This window comes from Lysinibacillus canaveralius (assembly GCF_047301505.1).
In the GTDB taxonomy this organism is placed as follows: domain Bacteria; phylum Bacillota; class Bacilli; order Bacillales_A; family Planococcaceae; genus Lysinibacillus_B.
The window spans coordinates 4,122,760-4,145,974 of sequence record NZ_CP154840.1 but is presented as its reverse complement, the minus strand read 5'-3'; the positions used below and the strand labels follow the sequence as shown (position 1 = coordinate 4,145,974).

The following is a 23,215-nucleotide window of genomic DNA, read 5'->3' as shown; positions in this document are numbered from 1 at the left end:
TTTTAATATACGGAAGAAGGTATTTTCATGCTTAGCAAAGAAGAGATCGTCAAATCCGTACCACAAAAAGGCTTTATTGGGCATCCAAAAGGATTGTTCTCTCTATTCTTTACTGAATTTTGGGAACGTTTCTCATATTACGGAATGCGAGCCATTCTTATCTTCTACATGTACTATGCTGTAAAAGATGGTGGTTTAGGATTAGATCGTACACAAGCGAACATTATCATGTCGATCTATGGTTCGTTAATTTATATGTCAGGTATTATTGGTGGTTGGATCGCCGACCGAATTTTAGGTACACAGAAATCTGTGTTCTACGGCGGTATTATGATCATGCTTGGGCATATTGCGCTGTCACTTCCTGGAGGAGTAACAGCATTATACGCTTCAATGGTACTGATCATCATCGGTACAGGTTTACTGAAACCGAATGTATCAGCCGTTGTTGGTGACTTATACGCGGATAACGATGCACGCCGCGATTCTGGTTTTACAATCTTCTACATGGGGATTAACATGGGTGCATTCCTATCGCCGCTTCTTGTAGGTTGGACACAAAAAGAATGGGGCTTCCATGCAGGATTCGCTGTAGCAGCTGTCGGTATGTTCGTCGGTTTAGTAGTATTCTGGGTAACAAAGAAAAACCTAGGATTGGCTGGATCACAGCCTACAAACCCGCTGCTTCCAGGTGAGCGTAAAAAGACCTTCACTATTTTCGGTGCAGCAGCTATCGTTATTGCGATTGCCGGTGTCATCACGTACATGACAGGCAATTTCACAATTGAGAACTTCTCATTGTTGATTACGACACTAGGTATTTTAATTCCTACGGTATTCATCGCTTATATGTATCGTAGTCCGAAAACAAATGCAGACGAAAAATCCCGTCTGTTAGCTTATATTCCATTATTCATCTGTGCGGTTATGTTCTGGGCAATCCAAGAGCAATCTTCAACGATTTTGGCAACATTTGTAGATACACGTACAGATTTGATGCTTGGTAACTTTGAAATCAGCCCGGCTTGGTTCCAATCGTTGAACCCGCTATTCATCATTGCGCTGGCACCTTTGTTTGCAGCTATGTGGACAAAGCTTGGAGAACGCGGACCATCAACACCAAGAAAGTTTGCTTACTCTCTATTCTTCGCGGGTGCTTCATTCCTGATTATGGTTGCCGCAATTATTCTGACAGGAACAGGTTTAGTCAATCCATTGTGGGTTGTTCTTTCATTCTTCCTTGTAGTACTTGGTGAACTATTACTTTCACCAGTTGGTTTATCTGCCACAACAAAATTAGCGCCGCAGGCATTTGCAGGTCAGACAATGGCTCTTTGGTTCTTGGCATCTGCAGCTGCACAAGCGATCAATGCGCAATTAGTACGTATTTACGAAATGGTATCTGAAACATCATACTTCGGCGTACTAGGTGCATTATCGATCTTCCTAGGCGTTGTGCTTTTACTGATGAGCCCAATGATTTCACGTGCAATGCGCGGTATTAAATAAAATTTACTTGCGGCTTAATGGCCATGCTATGCCAGGGAAACGATTTTGTTTCCCTGGTTTTTTGTATTTTAGGAAATAGTAAGTAAAGAATATAAAAGTCTGATTATTCCCTTAAGTTGTTATATAATATAAATGGAAGAAAAATGAAGTATAGGAGCGTAGGGCAGCTCTATATAATAACAAGAAAGGGCAAAGAAAGAGTCAAGGTACCTAGCTTTAGTTGCGAGTTGTAAGCAAATGAAATAAAGAGCAATTTGTTAAGACGGCCTTATAAAAAAGCATGGGGGGCAATAAATGATGTTAGAATCAGTGATAGTAAAGCAGTTAAAGACAACTGAAGAACTGGAAATGGTCTTTGCATTAGAACAGGAAATTTGGCAGGATACGTATACGCCAATGCATCAAATGCTCAAAGAAGATGCTGATAAAACTTTATTGGTAGGCGCGTATCTGGAAGATAAGCTGATCGGCTTCAGCTATGGAGACAGGACTACAGAGGGTATTTTATTTTCGCACCTTCTGGGTATTAAGCGTGAATACCGGGAGATAGGTGTTGGAGAGCTGTTAAAGCTGAAGCAAAAAGAACTTGCAGATGACCTGGGCTATACAAAATGCCAATGGATGTTTGAGCCGTTGGAGGCGAGGACAGCCTACTTGTACTTTACTAAATTGCGAGCATACGGGACGGGCTATACTGAAAACCAAAGGCCGGAAATGGGTGAAACATCAGCCATTCCGACAGATCGTCTGGTAGTAGAGTGGAATATCACAGATGAAGACTATCTGCGCTGGGATGCAAAAATTGATGAGTTAAAAGAAGAGGCCACAGAAATTGTCCCTTCCTCTCTCACAATTGTTGGATTGCCCGTTTTGGATATTGAGCACCAGTTTGATCGTGACATTTCCTATTTAAAAGATGCTTACACGCTTGCCATCCCGTCCAACTTTATCAAAGTCAAAATTGAAAGCCCTTCGCTTGCTGAGGATTGGCGCTATAAAACACGTACAGTATTTCAAACATTGTTTGCGCAAGGATATATGATTGTTTGCTTAACACAGACAAATGAACACGTTAGCCATTATTTATTCGTCAAGCGGGCGCTGTTTGCTATGTAAGGAGTCAAAATGAAGGTAACAGAAGTAACGATTTATATATTGAAGATGCGAATGAAAACTTCTTTTGTTACAAGCTTTGGAGCGGTCCAAGATAAAACAGTGCTTGTGATTAAAGCAGAAGATGAATCAGGTATCGTTGGCTGGGGAGAGGGTGTTGCATTTGATGCGCCCTCTTATACAGAAGAAACAGCTAAAACCACACTGCATATGCTCGAGGAATTTCTAATTCCCATGCTGCTGCATAAAAAGCTGAATCATCCTGATGAAGTGAATGAGTTATTTAAACCAATCCGCCGCAATAAAATGGCAAAAGCAGCAATTGAAGGAGCCATTTGGGATCTATATGCTAAATTAAATAACATGTCTCTTGCCCAGGCAATTGGAGGTATAAAAAAGAAAGTCGAGATTGGAATTAGCGTCGGACTGCAGCCGACGAATGAAGGCTTGTTTCAGATCATTGAAGATTATATAGGACAAGGCTATAAGCGAGTAAAGGTAAAAATTAAGCCGGGGCAGGATATAGAGCTGATTCGAGCAATTCGAGCCCGCTTTGGTGATCTTCCATTAATGGCAGATGCCAACTCAGCCTATACAATGGAGGATTTGCCATTGCTTAGAGCATTGGATGAATTTAATTTATTGATGATTGAGCAGCCGCTGGCACATGATGATCTGGTGGAACATGCGCTGCTCCAAAAGGAACTCACGACACCGATCTGTCTGGATGAAAGCATTAACTCCGTTGAAGACATGAAACGTGCTGTTCTACTGGGAAGCTGTCGGGTGGTTAATCTGAAAATAGCACGTGTTGGAGGAATTACAGAAGCGAAGCGCATACACGATTACTGTCTGGAGCACGGTATTGCAGTATGGTGTGGCGGCATGCTCGAAGCAGGTATTGGCCGGGCACAGGCTGTTGCTATTTCCAGCCTTGGCGGATTTAGTCTGCCGGGGGATACAGCAGCATCTAGTCGCTATTGGGAAGAGGATATCATTGAACCAGAAGTAACAGTAGAAAATGGATTTATTCAAACCCCTAAAAAGGCGGGTATTGGTTATACGGTAAAACAGTCGTTTATTGAACAGATTGCCGATCGAAAAATTGTATTGACCTAACGCTTATTTTCAATTAAGAAAAATTACTTCATTATTTAAGTTTAGAATAATGTAATTAATAATCTAAAGGAGAGGTTTATCGTGTTGATAACCCTCTCCTTTTGTATGTTGTAAATGTATTCATAACGCATTGAGCGTTCATAGGAAGGATAGGAGAATACAGATGTTATTGCAGAAAACAAGATATAAAGACGGGAAGGTGAAGGTTTTTATATGTTACACAAATGTCACTTGATAATGAGTATTTATTTATTTGTAATAATTATAAAGCGTTGAAGCCAAAATATAAAAATCTCAAAATTAGAGGAGTTTATTAACTATTAAATGTACATAAATAACTCAAAATTACATTATTATTGATTTGTCAAGATATAATTGATAATGATTATCGACTAGATGTTGATTTTACTATTTTCGTTGTTTATAATGAAAGACGACTCAATAGTGATAATCGTTATCACTAATTTTATTGAGAAAATATTTTTTATGGGGATTACAAATGAGATTATGGATATTAGTAGTAGCAACTGTTATCCTATCCTTTATTTCGCTATTTATAGGTGCCATTGATATTAAACCGAGTGATCTGCTCGATTGGGAATCAGAAAAGACACAGATTTTCTTCATGAGTCGATTGCCGCGTTTAATGGCGATTATTTTGGCTGGGGCAGGAATGGGTATTGCAGGCTTAATTATGCAAAGCTTAAGCCGAAACAAGTTTGTATCGCCGACAACGGCTGGTACACTTGATGCAGCAAAACTAGGAGTCATTGTTTCAATGATTTTCTTTTCAAGTATGTCTTATATGGGACAAATCTTGTTTAGTTTTACATTCGCATTAATTGGTACATTTATTTTTATGCAATTACTTGAGCGTATCAAGTTTAAGGATGTTATTTTCGTACCTCTAATCGGTATTATGTATGGGAATATCATTGGAGCTATTTCAACATTTTTAGGTTATGAGGCAGATGTTTTACAAAATGTTGATTCCTTCTTTTTAGGAAGCTTTACATTAATTGTATCAGGGCGCTATGAGCTGCTGTATGTAGCTGTGCCGGCGATTATTATCGCTTATATTTACGCAAATAAATTCACTGTAGCAGGAATGGGTGAGGATTTTGCGAAAAATTTAGGTTTAAGTTATCGTACAGTGTTAAATATTGGTCTTGTAATCGTAGCGGTTATCTCAACAACGGTTGTGTTAACGGTAGGTATCATCCCGTTTTTAGGGTTAATCGTACCGAACCTTGTTTCCTTATACTTAGGTGATAATTTACGTAAAACGATTCCGCACACAATCTTCATGGGGGCAGCGTTCTTATTAGCTTGTGATATTATTAGCCGGTTAATTGTGCATCCATATGAGATTCCGGTAAATACAACAGTCGCAGTAATTGGCAGTGCGATCTTCTTAATTATGTTATTTAGGGGGAAAGCATATGCGAAAAAATAGCACGAAGCTAATAATTTTGGCTGTTATTGCGTTAATCTTTATGGCGTTATTTGCTTTTTATAATATTCAAGGTGGTTTTAGTTACGCCTTTCCAAAGCGTTTAGAGCGCTTAGCTGCAATGGTGATTACAGGTACGGCCATTGCGTATGCAACAATTATTTTCCAGACAGTCACACATAACCGTTTATTAACACCTTCTGTTATGGGTGTTGACTCCATGTATGAAGTGGTTCAAACAGTTATTTACTTCACACTGGGTTCAGCTTCTATTTTTGTTGTAAGCCGTTATTTGAACTTTGGTGTATCAATCATTGCGATGGTTATTTTCGCCTTCATTTTATACCGCTTCTTGTTCCGAGCAGACAAATATCCAATTTTCCTTCTATTATTAGCAGGGATGATTATTGGAACATTGCTGGGAAGCCTTGTAACATTCATGCAGGTTATTATTGATCCTGTTGAATATGAAAGTTTACAAGCACGTTTATTTGCGAGCTTTATGAACGTGAAGACGGAATTGCTGCTTGTTGCTATTGTCATTTTAGGTGCCGCCTTTATTTATGGCTATCGATTGTTGCGCGACTTAGATGTTGTTTCTTTAGGGCGTGACAATGCGATCAACCTGGGTGTTAACTATGACAAAATCGTACTGCAGGTTTTAATTTTATCTTCTATTTTAATTGCTACTTCGACAGCGCTAGTCGGCCCTGTTACATTTTTAGGCTTAATTGTAGCGAACTTAGCATATCAATATTTAGCAACCTATAAACATTCAGTATTAATTGTCGGAGCAAGCTTAATTAGTATTATTGCGCTAGTCGGCGGTCAATTTTTAGTACAGCATGTATTCCATTTGAATACAACGATTAGTGTTGTTATTAACTTTGTCGGTGGGATTTACTTTATTTACTTATTACTAAAGGAAAGTAGGAAAGCAGGATGATTGAAATTAAAGGGCTTTCTAAAAGCTTTGGGAAAAAACCTGTCGTTGAAAATGTAACATTACAAATCCAGCCGAGGGCAATCACTTCTTTTATCGGGCCAAACGGTGCCGGTAAATCAACATTACTATCGATGGTCAGCCGTCTTTTAGATGCTGATACAGGCGAAGTATTTTTAGATCAAACTGACGTAAAGAAAATGAAGTCAGATTCTTTTGCAAAGCGTGTGGCTATTCTAAAGCAGGCTAACCACTTAAACATACGTTTAACAGTACGAGAGCTTGTTGCGTTTGGCCGTTATCCATATTCAAAAGGACGGTTAAATGCAGAAGATGAAAAATTTGTAGACCAAGCCTTGGAGTATATGAATTTAACAGATATGCAGGATAAGTTTTTGGATGAGCTATCGGGCGGGCAAAAGCAGCGTGCATTTATTTCGATGGTAATCGCACAGGATACAGAGTATATCTTATTGGATGAGCCGTTAAACAACTTAGATATGAAGCACTCTGTGCAAATCATGAAAATTTTACGCAAACTAGTAGATGAGCTAGGAAAGACAGTTGTCATTGTACTACATGATATTAACTTTGCTTCTGTATACTCTGATCGGATTGTAGCATTAAAGGATGGCCGCCTAGTAAAGGATGGCCCGACACATGAGATTATTAATTCCGAAGCATTACGTGAAGTATATGATATGCATATCCCTGTGCAAGAACAGGATGGCTGCCGTATTTGTGTATACTTTAATTCGCATTAAATTCACTTTGTAGAAGCCTGAAGGATGAAGGCACGATTTTACAAAGACCTAATTAGTTCAATAGACGTGCATAAGTTTACCCCTTATGCACGTATTCAAAACAATTTAAACGAGAATGAGAATTCTTTTCAAAAAAGCATTGACAAGTTTTCAAGGAGTCGTTTAGAATGATAACAGTTGAATGGAAATGATAATCATTTTCAATTAAAGGGAACATATTTTAGGAGGAGAACAAAAAATGAAGAAGTGGAAATTTTTAACTGCGGTAGCAGCTTTAACATTAATGTTGGCAGCATGTAACTCTGATGAAGAGTCAAATTCAGGGGAATCTACTAATGATACAACTCAAACAGAAGAAAATGAGTCTGCAGAAAATTCTGCATTCCCAATGACAGTATCTTCTTTAACTGAATCAAGTCAAGATGAAGAGAAGGGCACGACAATTACATTTGAAGATGTAACATTAGAAAAAATGCCTGAGCGTATCGTTACACTTGACTATGGTTTCTTAGATACACTTGACGCATTAGGTGTTGAAGGGATCGTAGGAGTTGCTGCTGGCGGCGGTAAAGGGAACATGCCAGCTCACTTAAAAGAAAAGTATGTAAATGATGATGTTGCTGATGTTGGTACATTAAAGCAAATCGACTTTGAAGCGGTGGCAGCTGCTAACCCAGATGTAATTTTCATTTCTGGTCGTCAATCACCTTTCTATGAAGAATTAAAAGAAATCACACCTAATGTAGTATTCATTGGTTCTGATAACGAAAACTATATCGATGCGGTTTATGAAACAGTAGATTTAGCTGCTGAAATCTTTGATAAAGAAGAGAAAGCAGAAGAATTAAAAGCTTCATTACAAGAAAAAGTAGATGCAGTGAAAGAAAAAGCAGCTGGTTATGAAAATGCATTAGTAGCTATGTACAACGATAAGAAAATCGCTGGTTTCGATAACGGTGCGGATTCTCGTTTCGCATATGTATACAATGATTTTGGTTTTGCCCCTGCAACGACTGATATCGAATCATCATCACATGGTTCTGACTTCTCTTATGAGTCTATTCTTTCTGTAGATCCAGAAGTATTACTAGTTATTGATCGTACAGCTTCTGATGTAGAAACAATTAAAGCAGACATCGAAAACGATATTATCAAACAAACTCGTGCTTACAAAGAAGGCAAGATTGTATATCTAGATGGTGTTAACTGGTACTTCTCTTCTAACGGTGTAACAACTGAAGCTGAGAAATTAGATGAAATCTTAAACGAATTAAAATAATTTTATAACATGGGGCATGTCTCACCAGTGGGGCATGCCTTTTTAAAAGATAGGAAATGGATGCAAATGCATGTTTCTTATAAATAAGGAGCGATTAAAATGTTTGTTCAAATTCGTAAATGGACAGTAACAGAGGGTAATTCAGATAAAATATTGGAGCGCTTTAAAAAGAAACCGGATCAAGGGCCATCGTTGATCGAGCAGCGTGAAGGCTTTATCAGCAGGGAACTGTTAGTGAAAAAAGTGACACGCGGAGAAGAAGAAGTTGTCATGATTATCCGTTGGGAATCAGAAGAAGCATGGAAGGCTTGGGAAAAGAGTCCTGAACATATTGCAGGTCATAAAGCAAAGATTAAGGAGCATGGCGGCAAGCCTCCAAAGCCAGAATATGTAATCAATATGGAGCATGGAAATTACCTTGTAGTTGAATAATGAGAAAAGCGTCCTTGTATGGAAAGGACGTTTTTTTAATTTATAAAATGGCCATACAGTATAATAAAAGAAATGAAACAATACGGTGGGTGACACAATGATGAAAAGATGGGCCGACTTTGGAGCAATCCCGGCATTTGTAGTGTTTTTAATTTTGTGCTTTGCATATGAAAAATTCCATGCTTTAGATGAAAAAATGGCTGCATGGCTATATGGTAATAAATTCATCGAGGGTTTTCACTTCTTTGGGGAAACGAAAGTAATGATTGTCGTAACGATTGTCTTATTGGCATGGTATGTGTTACGTCGTAATTATCACGGTATGTTATTTGTGATTTTTTCAATTGGCGGTGGCGTTGCACTTAATCAGATGATTAAACGGATTGTGGAGAGACCAAGACCCGAACTGCCGGACCAGCTCACTACGTATAGTTTTACGTCGACTCACACAACAATCGCATTGCTCTTATTATTTACCACGGTTTATATCATAACGAAGAGTACGAGTAAATGGAGTGTTAAAATAGCTCTTTGGAGCATAGCCATTGTTCTCACTATTTTAGGTGGTCTTTCACGAATCGCAGAGGGCCGACACTTTGCAACTGATGTATTGGCTGCATGGGCTCTTACGTATGCATGGTTTACATTGTGTCGGTATTTATATGAAAAGAACAAGCATAAAAATATCCGGAGAGACGTTGAATAGACAACGCCTCTTCGGATATTTTTGTAAATAATTCAGAAGAATGAAACTTTTAACTATTTTATCCGTATAAAAGGTAATACATAATCGGGAGGTGATTCAAGTGATGTTTGGCGTGGCGCTTTCCACCATTTATTTAACGATTGTTATAGCCATTGGTCTTTGTACAGTTTTGTATTTATTTTTTGCAGATATAGCGGATGGGGCGGCTGAAGGTATACCTTTTTTTGACCCGGCAGTTATATTGGCCTTTATCACAATTACAGCTGCAGCGGGATACATGTTAGAAATCTTTTCGGACTTATCACATCTTTTTGTTTTCTTGATCAGCATTGTGATTGCGCTTATCTGTACAGCTCTTATTTATTATTTTCTTCTTGTTCCTTTACGGTCAGCAGAAACGTCGCTGGCTTATACAGAAGAATCGTTGGCTGGTCAAACAGGTAAGGTAATTACACCTATACCGGTGGATGGCTTTGGGGAAGTGCTTATTGAAACGGGCAATGGTATTATCCATAAGCGGGCAGCTGGCTATAACCAGCAGGAAATTCCTTATGGCCAAGAAATCCTAGTAATCGAAGTGGTAAACGGAACATTGTATGTGCAAGAGTATGAAAGTTTATTTTCTTAAAAATAAGGAGGCGTTTTTATGCTTGGTGTTATTATTGCAATTGGAGTTGTTGTTTTCTTAATCTTAGCCATTGTAGCCGTATATATAGCAAAATATAAGACAGCAGGACCTGATGAGGCACTGATTGTTACGGGCAGCTATCTAGGAAGTAAAAATGTTCACACCGATGAATCCGGAAATAAGATTAAAATTATACGAGGCGGCGGCGCATTCATATTCCCCGTATTCCAACAATCTGAACCATTATCTTTGTTATCAAGCAAATTAGAAGTAACAACACCGGAAGTGTATACAGAGCAAGGTGTACCTGTCATGGCAGATGGGACGGCCATCATTAAAATCGGCAGCTCCATTAGCGAAATTGCAACAGCAGCTGAACAGTTTTTAGGAAAAGAGAAGAGTGAACGTGAGGCCGAGGCGCGTGAAGTCCTTGAAGGTCACCTGCGTTCCATTCTTGGATCTATGACAGTGGAAGAGATTTATAAAAACCGTGATAAATTTTCACAAGAGGTACAGCGTGTAGCTTCTCAGGATTTGGCAAAAATGGGTCTGATCATTGTATCATTTACGATTAAAGATGTTCGTGATAAAAACGGATATTTGGAATCACTGGGTAAGCCTCGTATTGCACAAGTAAAACGAGATGCAGATATTGCAACAGCTGAAGCGGAAAAGGAAACACGTATTCGCCGGGCACAGGCAGATCAAGAGGCACAAAAAGCTGAGTTGGAGCGCGCTACAGAAGTCGCGGAAGCTGAAAAAGAGAATCAATTAAAGGTGGCGGAATACCGTCGTGAGCAGGATATTGCTAAAGCCCGTGCAGACCAAGCTTACGATTTGGAGCAGGCGCGTGCTAAACAGGAAGTAAAAGAGCAGGAGATGCAAATTCAAATTATCGAGCGCCAAAAGCAAATTGAGCTGGAAGAACGGGAAATTTTACGCCGGGAGCGTCAGTATGATTCAGAAGTAAAGAAGAAGGCGGATGCAGAACGCTATGCGATTGAGCAGCAGGCAGCAGCTGATAAGATGAAGCAGATGGCACAGGCAGAAGCCGAGAAATATCGTATCGAAGCACAGGCTCAGGCAGAGGCGGAGAAAATCCGGCTTGATGGTATGGCTAAAGCAGAAGCAGAAAAAGCTCAAGGGACAACAGAAGCTGAAATTATTCGTCTGCGAGGTTTAGCAGAAGCAGAGGCGAAGGAAAAAATTGCGGAGGCATTTGAACAATACGGTCAGGCTGCTATTTTGGATATGATTATCCGTATGATGCCAGAATATGCGAAACAAATAGCTGCACCGCTGTCAAACATCGATAAGATTACGGTGGTGGATACAGGAAGCGGTACAGGAGGGGGTGCCAATAAGGTTACTTCTTACGCAACAGACTTAATGGCAACTCTTCAGGAGAGCCTGAAAGACTCCTCAGGAATTGATGTAAAACAGTTGATTGAAAGCTATGTAAAAGGGAAATAAAATAATAACTACTGAAAAGATACCATTAGCATAATATATGGTATCTTTTTCATCTTTCCAAGGAACATGGAGGTTTTGAGTATACATGAGAAGTTAAACTGCCGAAAAAAAATTGCACAAAGGAAACAAAGTGTATATAATACAATTAAAAAATGAGAAATTAAAGGAGAATTACTGAATGGATGAAAATGTGCTGTTGGCAATTGGCCTGACTTTGTTCGCTGGGCTGGCGACAGGTGTAGGTAGCTTAATTGCTTTTTTCACCTCACGTACTAATACGAAATTTTTATCCTTGGCATTAGGCTTTTCAGCTGGGGTGATGATTTACGTTTCGCTTGTTGAAATTTTTGTAAAAGCAAAAGATGCATTAACAGCTGCTTTAGGTGATACACAAGGATATTGGATGACACTTGTCGGCTTCTTTGGCGGGATGCTGTTGATTGCGTTAATTGATAAATTTATACCGAATAAGAATAATCCACATGAGGTCCGCATGGTGGAGGATATTAATAAAGTTGAAGCTGAAACAACAATCAGTGATGCAGATAAGCTGCTAAAGATGGGGACTTTTGCTGCCCTTGCAATTGCTATTCATAACTTCCCAGAGGGGATTGCTACGTTCATGTCAACGCTGCAGGATCCCAATCTTGGGATTGCCATTGCTGTTGCCGTAGCCATTCACAACATACCAGAAGGAATTGCCGTGGCAGTTCCAATCTTTTATGCTACAGGGATTCGAATGAAGGCGTTCAAGCTATCTTTTTTATCCGGTCTAGCTGAACCAGTTGGAGCTATTGTTGCTTATTTAATTTTAATGCCATTTTTAACGGATGTTATGTTCGGGGTTATTTTTGCGGGAGTGGCTGGAATTATGGTATTCATCTCTTTGGATGAGTTGCTCCCAGCAGCAAAAAAATATGATGAGACACATTTATCTATTTATGGACTTGTAGGAGGAATGGCAGTAATGGCGGTCAGTCTCGTACTGCTTGCATAGGAAAGGAAACAATAGAGAATTTTAACATCAGCTTTTTGAGTCTATTAACAATAAAATGTAAGTCAATACGTTTATTTAAACATAAAAAGTGTTCGCGCATGTGCGAACACTTTTTTTTAAGATGCTGATGTTACGTTTTCTGAAGCAACAGTAAAGAGCGTATTTACATGATTTGAATTTTCCAATTCATCAACAACAGCAACCGCAAAGTCGGCATAGCTGATATAGCTGTTAAACTGCGAATTGACAACTAAGCGCTGGCTTCCAATAATGTAGTGGCCAGTACGCGGACCTTCAGAGTCAAACATGGCTGAAGGGCTTAAAAATGTCCATTTAATTGATGAATTCTTCAAATCCTGTAAATTTTGAAGCTGATATTTTGCAGACTCGCGCAAGTGTTCAGGATAATCCTTGTGCTCCATTAAACGAATGGAATGATCCCTATCGATATAAAGACAGCCAGAGCTGCCGACAACGAATAATTTCTTATCCGTACCCTCCAAAATTGAAATCAAGTGCCTGCCTGCTTCTACATGCAAATGGGCATCATCATTATCATTAACCGGGGCAAATGCGTTAATCAGCACATCAAAGGGCTCAATATCTTCCTTTGTTAAGTGAAATAAATCTTTTTCCAACGTTTCAACATCGTTTACTTTTAAGTTAGCTTTGTTTATGACAATTGCTGTTACGTCGTGCTCTCTCATGAGTGCTTCACGTAGAATATGGCTTCCTGCTTTCCCAGAAGCAGCAATTAAACCAATCTTCATCTTCCATTTCCCCTTTCTTTCTTGTTATCTAGTAAATATACCCAAAAAAAGTAGAGAATATGCATAAAAGATGGCATGTTCATGGAAAATTCAGTCTTTAGAAGGAGTAATGGATAAAAAATCCGCCTTCGAAGAAGGCGGTCTCATTTTTCGTGTAATGCTTGTACAGTGACCCCAGCTGGAGCTGCTTTTGTCAATAAAATTGTATGATTAGGAAATGCCTCGTTCATTTTGGCTAAAAATTGGGCAGCCGAGTCATTTGAAATAAGCGAAATAAGGGTAGGGCCCGCACCACTTAACGCTGTTCCATAAGCACCAGCCTGTTTTGCTGCGTTACGGATTTCATCGTAAGCAGGAATCAATTTAGCACGGAACGGTTCATGGAATAGATCCTGCTCCATATAACGTCCTAAACGTTCATAATCTTTAACCATTAGAGCCGCAGCCAGCATATTAGCATTAGCGCTTGCTCTCACTGCATAACTACGGTCAAATTGATCTGGGAGAACACTGCGTGCTTCAGCCGTTTTCAGCTCCACGTCGGGGATATAGACAACAAATGAGGCATCCAGCCGGGGGATATGAACAGTATCTACCATACCTTCTTCATCCATAGCTGATACAGTCAGTCCACCAAGTACAGATGCTGTTGCATTATCAGGGTGCCCTTCGATTTGCGAGGAGATATTTAATTTGTCTTGTAAGGATAACCCCAGGCCGCATACTACATTTGCCAGTTCGACGGCTCCAACAATGGCCGCAGCGCTGCTGCCTAGCCCGCGTGCTAATGGTAACTCGCTTGTCATTTCAACACGGCAGGCAGGAAGTGTCTGATTGAATTTTGCTGCTACTTCATTAGCAATTTGATAAATTAAATGATTTTCAACTGTCGTATCCGTAGGTACATGAAGACCTGTATGGATGAATTCCCATTCTTCTGCTAAAGAGACTGTTAAATTCAAATAAAGGGACAAACCTAGTCCGACAGAGTCGAAGCCGGGACCTAAATTAGCAGTGCTTCCCGGGATGGTAATTTTCCATTTACTGCTCATAAAATACCCTCAATGTATTCGCGGATTTCTTTTTCTTCATTTTTCAAAGAGACAAGATCAATCGTGGAGACACTCATTGCTGTATCCGGGTCTTTTAGTCCGTTTCCTGTAAAAACAGTTACTACCTGACTACCTGCTGGAATTTCCCCAGCTTTTACGGATTTAATAACACCAGCAAGCGATGCTGCTGATCCCGGTTCTACAAAAATGCCTTCCTTGCCCGCAATTAATTTGTAGGCTTCAAGAATTTCCTCATCTGTCACCATATCGATGATGCCGCCAGATTCATCCCGTGCTGCTTCCGCAAGCTTCCAACTAGCTGGGTTACCAATTCGGATTGCAGTCGCAACTGTTTCGGGGTTGGCGATTGCTTCGCCTTTTACGATTGCAGCGGCACCTTCTGCCTCAAAACCGAACATTTTCGGAAGGCCTGTTCCTTTTGCGTCATTATATTCTTTAAAGCCTTTCCAGTAGGCTGTAATATTCCCGGCATTACCAACAGGAATGCACAAGAAGTCAGGTGCTTTTCCTAACCCATCCACGATTTCAAATGAAGCTGTTTTTTGTCCTTCGATTCGGTACGGGTTCACAGAATTTACAAGAGCTACTGGTGTCGTCTCAGAAACTTGTCGCACGATATTTAACGCATCATCAAAGTTGCCATCAATTTCAATGATTTTGGCACCATACATGCAGGCTTGGGCCAGTTTACCGAGGGCTACTTTCCCTTTTGGAATGACGACAATGGATTGGATGCCTGCACGGGTAGCATAAGCTGCAGCTGCCGCAGAGGTATTCCCAGTAGAAGCACAGATGACACATTTCGCCCCGTCTTCTATTGCTTTTGCTACAGCAAAGACCATGCCGCGATCCTTAAAGGAGCCTGTAGGGTTTGCGCCTTCTATTTTTCCGTATAGCTCAATACCCAGCTCCTTCGATAGGTTCACAAGGTATACAAGGGGGGTATTTCCTTCGTTTAATGTTAAAGAAGGTGTATTTTCGCTAACTGGTAGATATTCTTTGTATTCTTCAATTAAACCTTTCCACATAACAAGACAAGCTCCTTTGTGCTCACTAGATGAACATTTGTTTTTTTATAAAAGACATTGTACTCCTACAAAAACTCTATTTCAATAGGAAATAGATAAATAGTCGAAACAATTTGATATTTAAAGTTTTCTATTGTCACTTTACCGAAACAAATGTATAGTAACTAAGTAACGTCAAGTGTAAAGACAGGTGGAAAGAATGGAGCAAATAAAAGAGCAGTCATCAGTAAACATACAGCCTCTTTCGCGCAATAAACTATTAGGTGTCGCTGGAATCGGGTGGATGTTTGATGCAATGGATGTTGGAATCTTATCGTTCGTTATTGCAGCATTAAGTGTGGACTGGGGATTAAATTCCACACAAATGGGGTGGATTGGTAGTGTCAATTCTATCGGTATGGCGGTCGGTGCCTTACTTTTCGGTGTATTGGCAGATAAAGTAGGGCGTAAACAAATCTTTATGTGGACGCTGGTCCTCTTCTCTATAGCAAGCGGACTTTCCGCCTTTGCCACAACATTTACGGTATTTCTAATTCTGCGGTTTTTAATTGGAATGGGACTTGGCGGCGAGCTGCCTGTTGCCTCGACGCTTGTTTCGGAAAGCGTGAAAGCAGAAGAACGCGGGCGGGTTGTCGTATTGCTCGAAAGCTTTTGGGCAGGCGGATGGCTCATAGCAGCGATCATTTCTTATTTTGTCATACCGGCAGAATTTTGGCCTATTGAAGGTTGGCGTGTTGCTTTATTATTAACGGCATTACCCGCATTTTATGCAGTATATATCCGATTGAAACTGCCGGACTCCCCGCAGTTCGCCGTTAAAGTAGAGTCAAAAAAGCGCTCGATATTCCAAAACATAGCGACTGTCTGGTCAAAGGAATATGCAAAATCTACGCTTATGATGTGGATTTTATGGTTTGCTGTCGTGTTTTCTTATTATGGCATGTTCCTATGGTTACCAAGCGTAATGGTTGGGAAAGGGTTTGACTTAATTTCCAGCTTTAAATATGTGCTAATAATGACATTAGCTCAGTTGCCTGGGTACTTTACAGCGGCATGGTTCATCGAAAGGTTCGGCCGTAAATTTGTACTTGTTACGTATCTGATAGGTACAGCGGTCAGCGCTGTCGTGTTTGGAAACGCAGAAACGGTATCTGTGCTTCTAATCTCCGGTATGCTGCTATCCTTTTTCAATTTAGGGGCATGGGGAGCATTATATGCTTATACACCTGAACAGTATCCCGCCATTATCCGTGGAACAGGAGCTGGCATGGCAGCAGCGGTTGGCCGGGTGGGAGGGATTTTTGGACCTCTTCTTGTAGGTATGCTGCTAGGCAAAGGATATGAATATGGATCCATCTTCATCATCTTCTGTGTAGCAATTTTAATCGGGGTAACAGCTGTTATCTTTTTAGGGAAAGAGACAAAGCAGACAGAATTACATTAAATCAAAAAGGGAGAAGTTGGTGCTGAAAGGCATAGCAACTTCTCTTTTTTGTATACTTTAGAGCACAGAAATAGGGGGCTCATAAATGCGGTGCTTACAAGAATTTATTAAATCTTTTAGCATATTTTTGCCGAATACACATTTCTGTCAATTTTGTATCTAAAGTAGTTTTGTTATTTAAAGCAATAAAGTTTTTTCTGAAAAATCATTGTATTCACTAATTATTCATGATAATGTATTTTTTATTATATGGGCTATCTTATGGATTAGGTTGACATCACTGAAACCATTCAACTATTGAAAAAAGAAAGGGAATGAGGTATGAGTATTTGCGATAGTATTAAAAAAAAATACATTAGATTATCTAAAGGGCAACGTAAGGTGGCGCAATTTGTAATTGATAATCCAACTACTATTACAACGCAAGTGGCTTCTGAAGTAGGTAGGCAGGCTGGGGTAAGTGAGTCAACAGTTATTCGTTTTTGTTATGCGATGGACTTATCGGGATTCAATGAACTTCAGCAGAAGATAAAAGATTATTTAATTGAAAAAAATGGCGCTGCTCCCGCTCCCTTAAAAAAGCGCGTTTATAAAAAACAGAATATTCTATGTAATGAAGTCATGGCTAAAGATGTGGATGGCATTATAAATATAATGGAAAAGATTAATGAAGCTGACTTTAATAAAGCGATTAACATACTACATAACGCCGAACGTGTTTTTATATTAGGTGTTAGAGGGTCCGCTCCTGCAGCCTTGTTCTTTTATAACAGCTTGGCGTCTTATCGAAATGAAGTATATTTAATGAGTTACAAGTCGGAGAAAATGGCAATTGATCTAACGCAGATGAATGAAAAATCCGTCCTTTTTGTAGTAGAAACTGATGATCATCAAGAAGATGTCAGGTCGGTAGTGGAGTTGGCTAAACGGAAAAGCAGCAAGGTGATAGCTATTACAGAAGATGCACCTTGCCTTCTGCAGGAACAGGCGGATTTATTGTTTACAATGGCCAAACAAAGCCAAAGGGCTGTGCCGTGTGAGATGGCTATGTTTTCACTTTTACATGCGATCGTTGAATGTATGGTAATACAGAATAAAGAGTATTACCAGTCAGAAGGAACAAAAAATACAAAAAATATAATCGATTCATTAATGGAAATGGTCTAAAAAATGGAGTTGTCCAATAAGCAAAGCTTATCGGGCAACTCCATTATCTTTATAGGAATTTACTAAAGTATAATTCGTCTTGAACTTCATTTTCACGCTTGAATGAGCCTTTTCGTACCCCTTCACATGCATAGCCATTTTTTTCGAATAAAGTCTTTGCTCTCTCATTGGCTTCTACAATTTGTGCTTCTAAACGTTCAATTTGATGTTCTTTACACCAAGCTTCAGCTTGAGTGAGTAAAGATGTTCCAATACCAATGTTTTGATATTCTTCGATAACGCCAATGCGTAAAGATGCGACATGTTTCGTACGAGAAGAAACATTTCCTTTAATCAGTGCATAGCCGGCAAACTCACCGTTTACAATACAAAGCAAAATATTGCTTGTTTTTGTTTTTCGCCATTCAGCTAAGATTTTTCTTACCTGCTGTACTGTAAGGTTCTGTTCATTGCAATCGAAATATTCAAAATTGCACTCATTAAAGACAGACTCCTGCAAGTTAATGAACGCTCGTGCATCATCACTTTCAATCGGGCGGATGATATATGTATGGCTGTTACTCCCTTGAGCTTCACCATCATTCTCATTATTTGTAAGTCGAGAGAATGTCACTGATCTTCCTAACTTTACATCAATCACATTGTAATTGGCATTAACCCATGATAAATAATGTGAAAGCGGCGGCTTTGTTTTCTTCCACCAGCTTAAATTTAAATAAGCGGCATTTGGCAATTCCTGGCCCATAATATTTTCGATTGCTTCATAAGTAAGCGTCATTTCAGGTTGAGTGGAATTTTGGAAGAATTCAGCTAATGGAATGTATTTCTTCTCCATTTTCTTCGTCATAAGAATCCTCGTTTCTTTGTCTAGTAAGAGTTTAATTACCCTATAATTTTATCATAAAAGGCATTTTTTTAATAATGATAATAGAAAAAATATATAATAACTTTCATAGTCTGCCACTTTAACGTAATAATATACTATAAAATAGCAATTTCATAGTATTCAGATGATAATTTTTATGAAATGAAGCTGAAAGTAAAGGAATATAAAGTTATATTTTTCTTCCCCTATTGAGGTATGTTAAAATAAGTTCGATAAATACAAGTAGATTTCTTAATATAGGAGGAAATAAGATGAGCAACGTATTAGTGTTCGGCCACAAAAACCCAGATACAGATACTATTACATCTGCAATTGTCTATGCATATTTAAAGCAGCAGTTAGGGGTAGATGCAGAGGCAGTGAGACTGGGAGAAGTAAATAACGAAACGAAATTTGCGTTAGAGAAGTTCGGTTTCGAGGCACCGCGTTTTATTTCAAATGCAAAAGAAGAAGCGGGAAGAGTCATTCTGGTTGACCATAATGAATTCCAACAATCTGCTGATGGAATAGAAGAAGTGCAAATTTTGGAGGTAATCGACCATCACCGTATTGCAAACTTCCAAACAGCTGATCCTCTTTACTTCCGTGCAGAGCCTGTTGGATGTACAGCAACAATTTTAAATAAAATTTTTAAAGAAAATAATATTGAAATCCCGGCAAATATTGCAGGGCTTATGCTGTCCGCTATCGTTTCAGATACATTGCTGTTCAAATCACCAACATGTACAGAACAAGATGTACAAGCTGGTAAGGAATTAGCAGCTATTGCTGGCATAGATGCTGCAGAGTATGGATTAGCTATGTTAAAAGCGGGTGCGGACCTTTCTGACAAGTCATTAGAAGACCTGCTTTCCTTAGATGCAAAAGGCTTTGAATTCGGGGAATATAAAGCTGTTGTTGCACAGGTGAACGCAGTTGATATCGAGGATGTTCTAGGCCGTCAGGAAGAACTGACAAACCTGTTGAATAAAAATGCAGCCGATAATGGATTGGATTTATTCTTCTTCGTTGTAACGGACATTTTAAATAACGATTCGACAGCTGTAGCGGTCGGACAAGTAGCAGAAGCAGCAGCAAAAGCGTTTGGTGCTGAAATCGTAAATGGGCGCATCAGCTTGCCAGGTGTTGTATCACGTAAAAAGCAAATCGTCCCTGTGTTAACAGAGTCGCTTAAATAATCCTATCAAAAAAGGATGCCGTTTTAGGCATCCTTTCAGAATAAAGACAAAGTCATTTTTTGACTTTGTCTTTATATTTTTTTAGGTAATTTTATAACATAATGTTTTACGCATCCTTTTTATCTAACTCCAATGGATAAACAGCAGGACCCTCAATTACCTGTCCTTTTGCGTTAAAGCGGGATCCATGGCAAGGGCAATCCCATGTTTTATCCCCTTCATTCCATCTTGTCTTGCATCCTAGGTGGGTACATGTCGGTGCTTCATTTCGGGCAACATGCCCCTTAACGAACTCAGCTCCCATGAAACCAGTATTCTTTAGGCCTTCCTGTAATCCCTCCAGCCCTTGGTGACGAGTCGGTTTATAAATGGCGCTTGCAGGGTGTTCCTGTTTGTCCATATAACTTGCTAAAATTTCTCCGGCTACCAGGGAGTTAGACAGTCCCCACTGATCATAACCAGTTGCAATGTAAATTTTATCGCTGCTATTCACAAAAGGGCCTGCATAAGGGACGTCATCTGGAGTCTGCATATCCTGATTACTCCATAAATATTCAGGTGCTGGAAGATTAAAAATTGTTTGAAGCTCCTGTGTAAATGTATCATAGTAGTTATCTGTCTCAGTTACAGTTCCAGCTGGATGCTCTCCACCTCCGTAAACGAAATAGAGTTTTCCGGCAACCTCGGCTGTTCTAAGAGTACGGGTTGGATCATCTACGCTGATGTACTGCCCCTTAAGCGGTTCAGACGTTGGAGAAGCCGTTAAATAGGAACGTTTGATAGCAAGCTTAGCTGTGTACATTCTAGGAAGAGATGAAATTGGGTAGTGTGTGCAAAGAATCAGCTTTTGGAAATGAACACGAGCATCATTTGCTAGTTGTACATAATCTTCATTTACCGTTGTCACACGTGAATTCGTATGAATTCTAACACCTTCTTTAATCGCAAGGTTAGCTAAATGTGTCACTAATTCAGTCGGATCAACTTGTACTTCATTTTCAATACCAAGTGCCAGCATGACATCAAACGGCAATTCTGTCTCGTTTGTCGCATGGGAAGGAATGCCAATTTCTTGATAAGCGTCATATTCTTTTTGTAAATCCATCTTCCCTTGTTCTGTTGTTGCATATATATAGGATGTAGAACGATTGTAAAGGGAAGGCGGCAAATGCTCTAGAAGCCTTTCAATTGCCTGATGGTTCGCCTCATAATAGATTTTTGCATCTTCTAATGGGAGCTTGGAATACTTGAGTCCATGCTGAACTGTGAGCTTTCCTGTTGAAAAAGAAGTTGCACCAGCGCCAATTGATTCTTTGCCTTCGAGTAAAAGGACGTCATGGCCATTCTTTGCTAAGAGGTAAGCTGTATAAATTCCTGATAGCCCCCCGCCTGCCACACAAATTTCGCATCTGCTATCCTGCGTTAATTCTGTAGTCGAGACTAGCTTTTTTGCTTCCAGCCAAAGTGATTTTTTCATAATTATCCAACCTACTTTTTTTAGTTTTTATCAAGTATTGGGTAAATGTCCATGCAATATTCACTGAGCGTATTAATTGTAGGAGCGAATAACTCCTCGTTACAATAAAGAAAAAGGAGGCGCACTACATGAAAATAGAAGTATGGTCAGATTATGTATGCCCGTTTTGCTATATTGGTAAACGGCAATTAGAAAAAGCAATTAAGGAATCGGGCTATGAAAAACAAATTGAAGTAGAATATAAAAGCTTTTTATTAGATCCGTCTACACCTATAGATGCGGAAGAATCAATCTACGAGGCACTGTCAAAGAAGTATAATTTATCAATCGAAGAAACAAAAAAAATGACAGCCAATGTTGCCGCAAGAGCTGAGGAGGTCGGCCTAGACTATAATTTTGATGAAATGAAGACAGCTAACACAACGGCGGCACATCGATTAGCCAAACTAGCGAATGAACAAGGAAAAGCCCCTGCTTACAATGAGCGTCTTATGAAAGCTTATTTTCTAGAAGGAGAGGCAATTGGTCGTCCAGAAGTATTAAAACGGCTTGCAGAAGAGGTAGGGCTTGATATAAAGAAGGTAGAGAATGTTCTTTCCAGCCATCAATTTGAAGATGCAGTAGAGGCAGATATTTATGAAGCACAACAAATTGGTGTACGTGGCGTACCTTTTTTCGTGTTTAATAATAAATACGGAATCTCAGGAGCCCAACCGCAGTCTTTATTTACACAGACGATTGAACAGGCGGCAGCAGAAGCAGGCTTGAAAAAGTCTATTCAGCTTGTAGGGGATGAGGGGGCAACATGCTCCGACGGTGAGTGTGAAATATAAATTCAGCCTAAAGTATTATAGTAATTTAGTTGAAAAAAGTAAGCTCCTCTATTATTATATAACTATATCTTGAATTCGAGATAAAAACATTCGTAATAATTAAGGAGACTATACTAAATGACAAATGTATTAGTAGTAAAAGCGAACAATCGCCCAGATGGCGTTTCAACAAAAATGTACGAAGCTTTCATGGCGGAAGCTGCTAAAGTGGAAGGTCTAAATGTAACAACATTTGATGTATTCGAAGAAAACCTGCCTTACTTTGGTCAAGAGTTATTCAACGCTTTCGGTAAAGCACAAGCAGGCGAAGAACTATCAGAAATTCAAGCAGCTTCTTTAGCGGCTTTCAACAAATCTCGTGAAGCGTTAACTCCGGCTGATGTAGTAGTATTTGCCTTCCCGCTTTGGAATTTGACAATTCCAGCTGCATTACAATCATTTATCGATTACACATATGGTGCCGGTTATTCATTTAAATATGATGAGAACGGGAACTTAGTAAGTTTAATGACTGACAAAAAATACATCGTATTATCAGCACGTGGCGGCATCTATTCTACACCGGAAACTGCTCCGATGGAAATGTCAGCAACATACATCAACAATGTTATCGGCGGAGTTTATGGCATGACAAAAGTAGACGAAGTAGTAATTGAAGGCCATAACGCTGATCCAGCAAATGCGGAAGCAATTATTGCAGCAGGTTTAGAAAAAGTACAAGCAGCAGCTCAAAAATTGGCTTCAGTAGCAGCAAAATAAAAAAATTGAGACACTCCGGATGGAGTGTCTTTTTATTTTCCATTTTTTGTCGTACGGTTGGACATTAGACGTCTGAATAGAAGAAGGACAACCTATTGAAGGATTATATAGTATGTCATATTAGCGGGTTGTATGGTGAATAAATGTCTATTTTTCCTTCTTTGATATCATTAATGTGTTATAA

At 39.5% G+C, this 23,215-nt stretch carries 22 protein-coding genes; 17 read left to right on the top strand and 5 right to left on the bottom strand.

From position 1 onward, the window contains the following. Nucleotides 1-27 precede the first annotated feature (27 nt). From AA0Y26_RS20905 to zupT, 12 genes are all read left to right on the top strand, one after another. Entirely contained in the window at nt 28-1,509 is a 1,482-nt protein-coding gene (locus AA0Y26_RS20905; protein WP_413363932.1) for a peptide MFS transporter, read from the top strand. 294 nt (nt 1,510-1,803) lie between these two features. Then, the gene (locus AA0Y26_RS20900) at nt 1,804-2,625 is read left to right on the top strand and encodes a GNAT family N-acetyltransferase (RefSeq protein WP_413363931.1); all 822 of its coding nucleotides are present in this window, start codon (nt 1,804-1,806) and stop codon (nt 2,623-2,625) included. Nucleotides 2,626-2,634: 9 nt separating this feature from the next. Continuing rightward, a complete protein-coding gene (menC, locus tag AA0Y26_RS20895; RefSeq protein WP_413363930.1) occupies nt 2,635-3,741 on the top strand; it encodes an o-succinylbenzoate synthase in 1,107 nt (368 codons plus the stop codon). A 499-nt stretch (nt 3,742-4,240) separates the two neighbouring features. Continuing rightward, nucleotides 4,241-5,197 carry an ABC transporter permease gene (locus tag AA0Y26_RS20890; protein WP_413363929.1) on the top strand — a complete coding sequence of 319 codons (957 nt, stop codon included), beginning with the start codon at nt 4,241-4,243 and terminating at the stop codon, nt 5,195-5,197. Next, on the top strand, nt 5,184-6,140 hold the full coding sequence (locus AA0Y26_RS20885) for an iron chelate uptake ABC transporter family permease subunit (RefSeq protein WP_413363928.1): 957 nt from the start codon (nt 5,184-5,186) through the stop codon (nt 6,138-6,140). Before AA0Y26_RS20890 ends, AA0Y26_RS20885 begins: the two co-directional genes overlap by 14 nt. Next, nucleotides 6,137-6,901: an ABC transporter ATP-binding protein gene (locus tag AA0Y26_RS20880; protein WP_413363927.1), complete on the top strand. Its 765-nt coding sequence runs from the start codon at nt 6,137-6,139 to the stop codon at nt 6,899-6,901. The genes AA0Y26_RS20885 and AA0Y26_RS20880 overlap by 4 nt, the downstream gene beginning before the upstream one ends. A gap of 238 nt (nt 6,902-7,139) precedes the next feature. Beyond that, nucleotides 7,140-8,180, top strand: a complete 1,041-nt coding sequence (locus tag AA0Y26_RS20875; RefSeq protein WP_413363926.1) for a siderophore ABC transporter substrate-binding protein — start codon at nt 7,140-7,142, stop codon at nt 8,178-8,180. Nucleotides 8,181-8,279: 99 nt separating this feature from the next. Beyond that, the gene (locus AA0Y26_RS20870; RefSeq protein WP_036153002.1) at nt 8,280-8,612 is read left to right on the top strand and encodes an antibiotic biosynthesis monooxygenase family protein; all 333 of its coding nucleotides are present in this window, start codon (nt 8,280-8,282) and stop codon (nt 8,610-8,612) included. A gap of 97 nt (nt 8,613-8,709) precedes the next feature. Continuing rightward, on the top strand, nt 8,710-9,318 hold the full coding sequence (locus AA0Y26_RS20865) for a phosphatase PAP2 family protein (protein ID WP_413363925.1): 609 nt from the start codon (nt 8,710-8,712) through the stop codon (nt 9,316-9,318). Nucleotides 9,319-9,421: 103 nt separating this feature from the next. Then, nucleotides 9,422-9,946: an NfeD family protein gene (locus AA0Y26_RS20860; protein ID WP_413368336.1), complete on the top strand. Its 525-nt coding sequence runs from the start codon at nt 9,422-9,424 to the stop codon at nt 9,944-9,946. Between the two features lie 18 nt (nt 9,947-9,964). Then, nucleotides 9,965-11,419, top strand: a complete 1,455-nt coding sequence (locus tag AA0Y26_RS20855; protein WP_413363924.1) for an SPFH domain-containing protein — start codon at nt 9,965-9,967, stop codon at nt 11,417-11,419. A gap of 178 nt (nt 11,420-11,597) precedes the next feature. Beyond that, the gene (gene zupT, locus AA0Y26_RS20850) at nt 11,598-12,416 is read left to right on the top strand and encodes a zinc transporter ZupT (RefSeq protein ID WP_413363923.1); all 819 of its coding nucleotides are present in this window, start codon (nt 11,598-11,600) and stop codon (nt 12,414-12,416) included. A 116-nt stretch (nt 12,417-12,532) separates the two neighbouring features. Here zupT and AA0Y26_RS20845 read toward each other — a convergent pair whose 3' ends face one another. The 3 genes from AA0Y26_RS20845 to thrC form a co-directional block, all read right to left on the bottom strand. Next, on the bottom strand, nt 12,533-13,186 hold the full coding sequence (locus AA0Y26_RS20845) for an NAD(P)-dependent oxidoreductase (protein WP_413363922.1): 654 nt from the start codon (nt 13,184-13,186) through the stop codon (nt 12,533-12,535). Between the two features lie 143 nt (nt 13,187-13,329). Continuing rightward, nucleotides 13,330-14,238 (bottom strand): homoserine kinase, encoded by a 909-nt coding sequence (gene thrB / locus AA0Y26_RS20840; RefSeq protein WP_413363921.1) that lies wholly within the window; start codon nt 14,236-14,238, stop codon nt 13,330-13,332. Beyond that, nucleotides 14,235-15,287, bottom strand: a complete 1,053-nt coding sequence (gene thrC / locus AA0Y26_RS20835; protein WP_413363920.1) for a threonine synthase — start codon at nt 15,285-15,287, stop codon at nt 14,235-14,237. Before thrC ends, thrB begins: the two co-directional genes overlap by 4 nt. Nucleotides 15,288-15,486: 199 nt before the next feature. Between thrC and AA0Y26_RS20830 the strand changes: the two genes are divergently transcribed. Both AA0Y26_RS20830 and AA0Y26_RS20825 read left to right on the top strand, forming a co-directional pair. Beyond that, nucleotides 15,487-16,731: an MFS transporter gene (locus tag AA0Y26_RS20830; protein WP_413363919.1), complete on the top strand. Its 1,245-nt coding sequence runs from the start codon at nt 15,487-15,489 to the stop codon at nt 16,729-16,731. Nucleotides 16,732-17,052: 321 nt separating this feature from the next. Continuing rightward, on the top strand, nt 17,053-17,898 hold the full coding sequence (locus AA0Y26_RS20825; RefSeq protein ID WP_413363918.1) for a MurR/RpiR family transcriptional regulator: 846 nt from the start codon (nt 17,053-17,055) through the stop codon (nt 17,896-17,898). Nucleotides 17,899-17,947: 49 nt separating this feature from the next. Here the strand turns inward: AA0Y26_RS20825 and AA0Y26_RS20820 are convergent, their stop codons facing one another. Then, the gene (locus tag AA0Y26_RS20820) at nt 17,948-18,745 is read right to left on the bottom strand and encodes an N-acetyltransferase family protein (RefSeq protein ID WP_413363917.1); all 798 of its coding nucleotides are present in this window, start codon (nt 18,743-18,745) and stop codon (nt 17,948-17,950) included. A 290-nt stretch (nt 18,746-19,035) separates the two neighbouring features. Here AA0Y26_RS20820 and AA0Y26_RS20815 point away from each other — a divergent pair, with 290 nt between their 5' ends. Beyond that, nucleotides 19,036-19,962 (top strand): manganese-dependent inorganic pyrophosphatase, encoded by a 927-nt coding sequence (locus AA0Y26_RS20815; RefSeq protein ID WP_413363916.1) that lies wholly within the window; start codon nt 19,036-19,038, stop codon nt 19,960-19,962. A gap of 106 nt (nt 19,963-20,068) precedes the next feature. Here AA0Y26_RS20815 and AA0Y26_RS20810 read toward each other — a convergent pair whose 3' ends face one another. Then, nucleotides 20,069-21,439 carry an FAD-dependent oxidoreductase gene (locus AA0Y26_RS20810; protein ID WP_413363915.1) on the bottom strand — a complete coding sequence of 457 codons (1,371 nt, stop codon included), beginning with the start codon at nt 21,437-21,439 and terminating at the stop codon, nt 20,069-20,071. A gap of 128 nt (nt 21,440-21,567) precedes the next feature. On the opposite strand from AA0Y26_RS20810, the gene AA0Y26_RS20805 reads away from it, so the two are divergent. Together AA0Y26_RS20805 and AA0Y26_RS20800 are read left to right on the top strand one after the other, a co-directional pair. After that, a complete protein-coding gene (locus tag AA0Y26_RS20805) occupies nt 21,568-22,272 on the top strand; it encodes a DsbA family protein (RefSeq protein WP_413363913.1) in 705 nt (234 codons plus the stop codon). A 117-nt stretch (nt 22,273-22,389) separates the two neighbouring features. Then, complete coding sequence (locus AA0Y26_RS20800; RefSeq protein ID WP_413363912.1) at nt 22,390-23,031, top strand: FMN-dependent NADH-azoreductase; 642 nt, start codon at nt 22,390-22,392, stop codon at nt 23,029-23,031. Nucleotides 23,032-23,215: the final 184 nt, after the last annotated feature.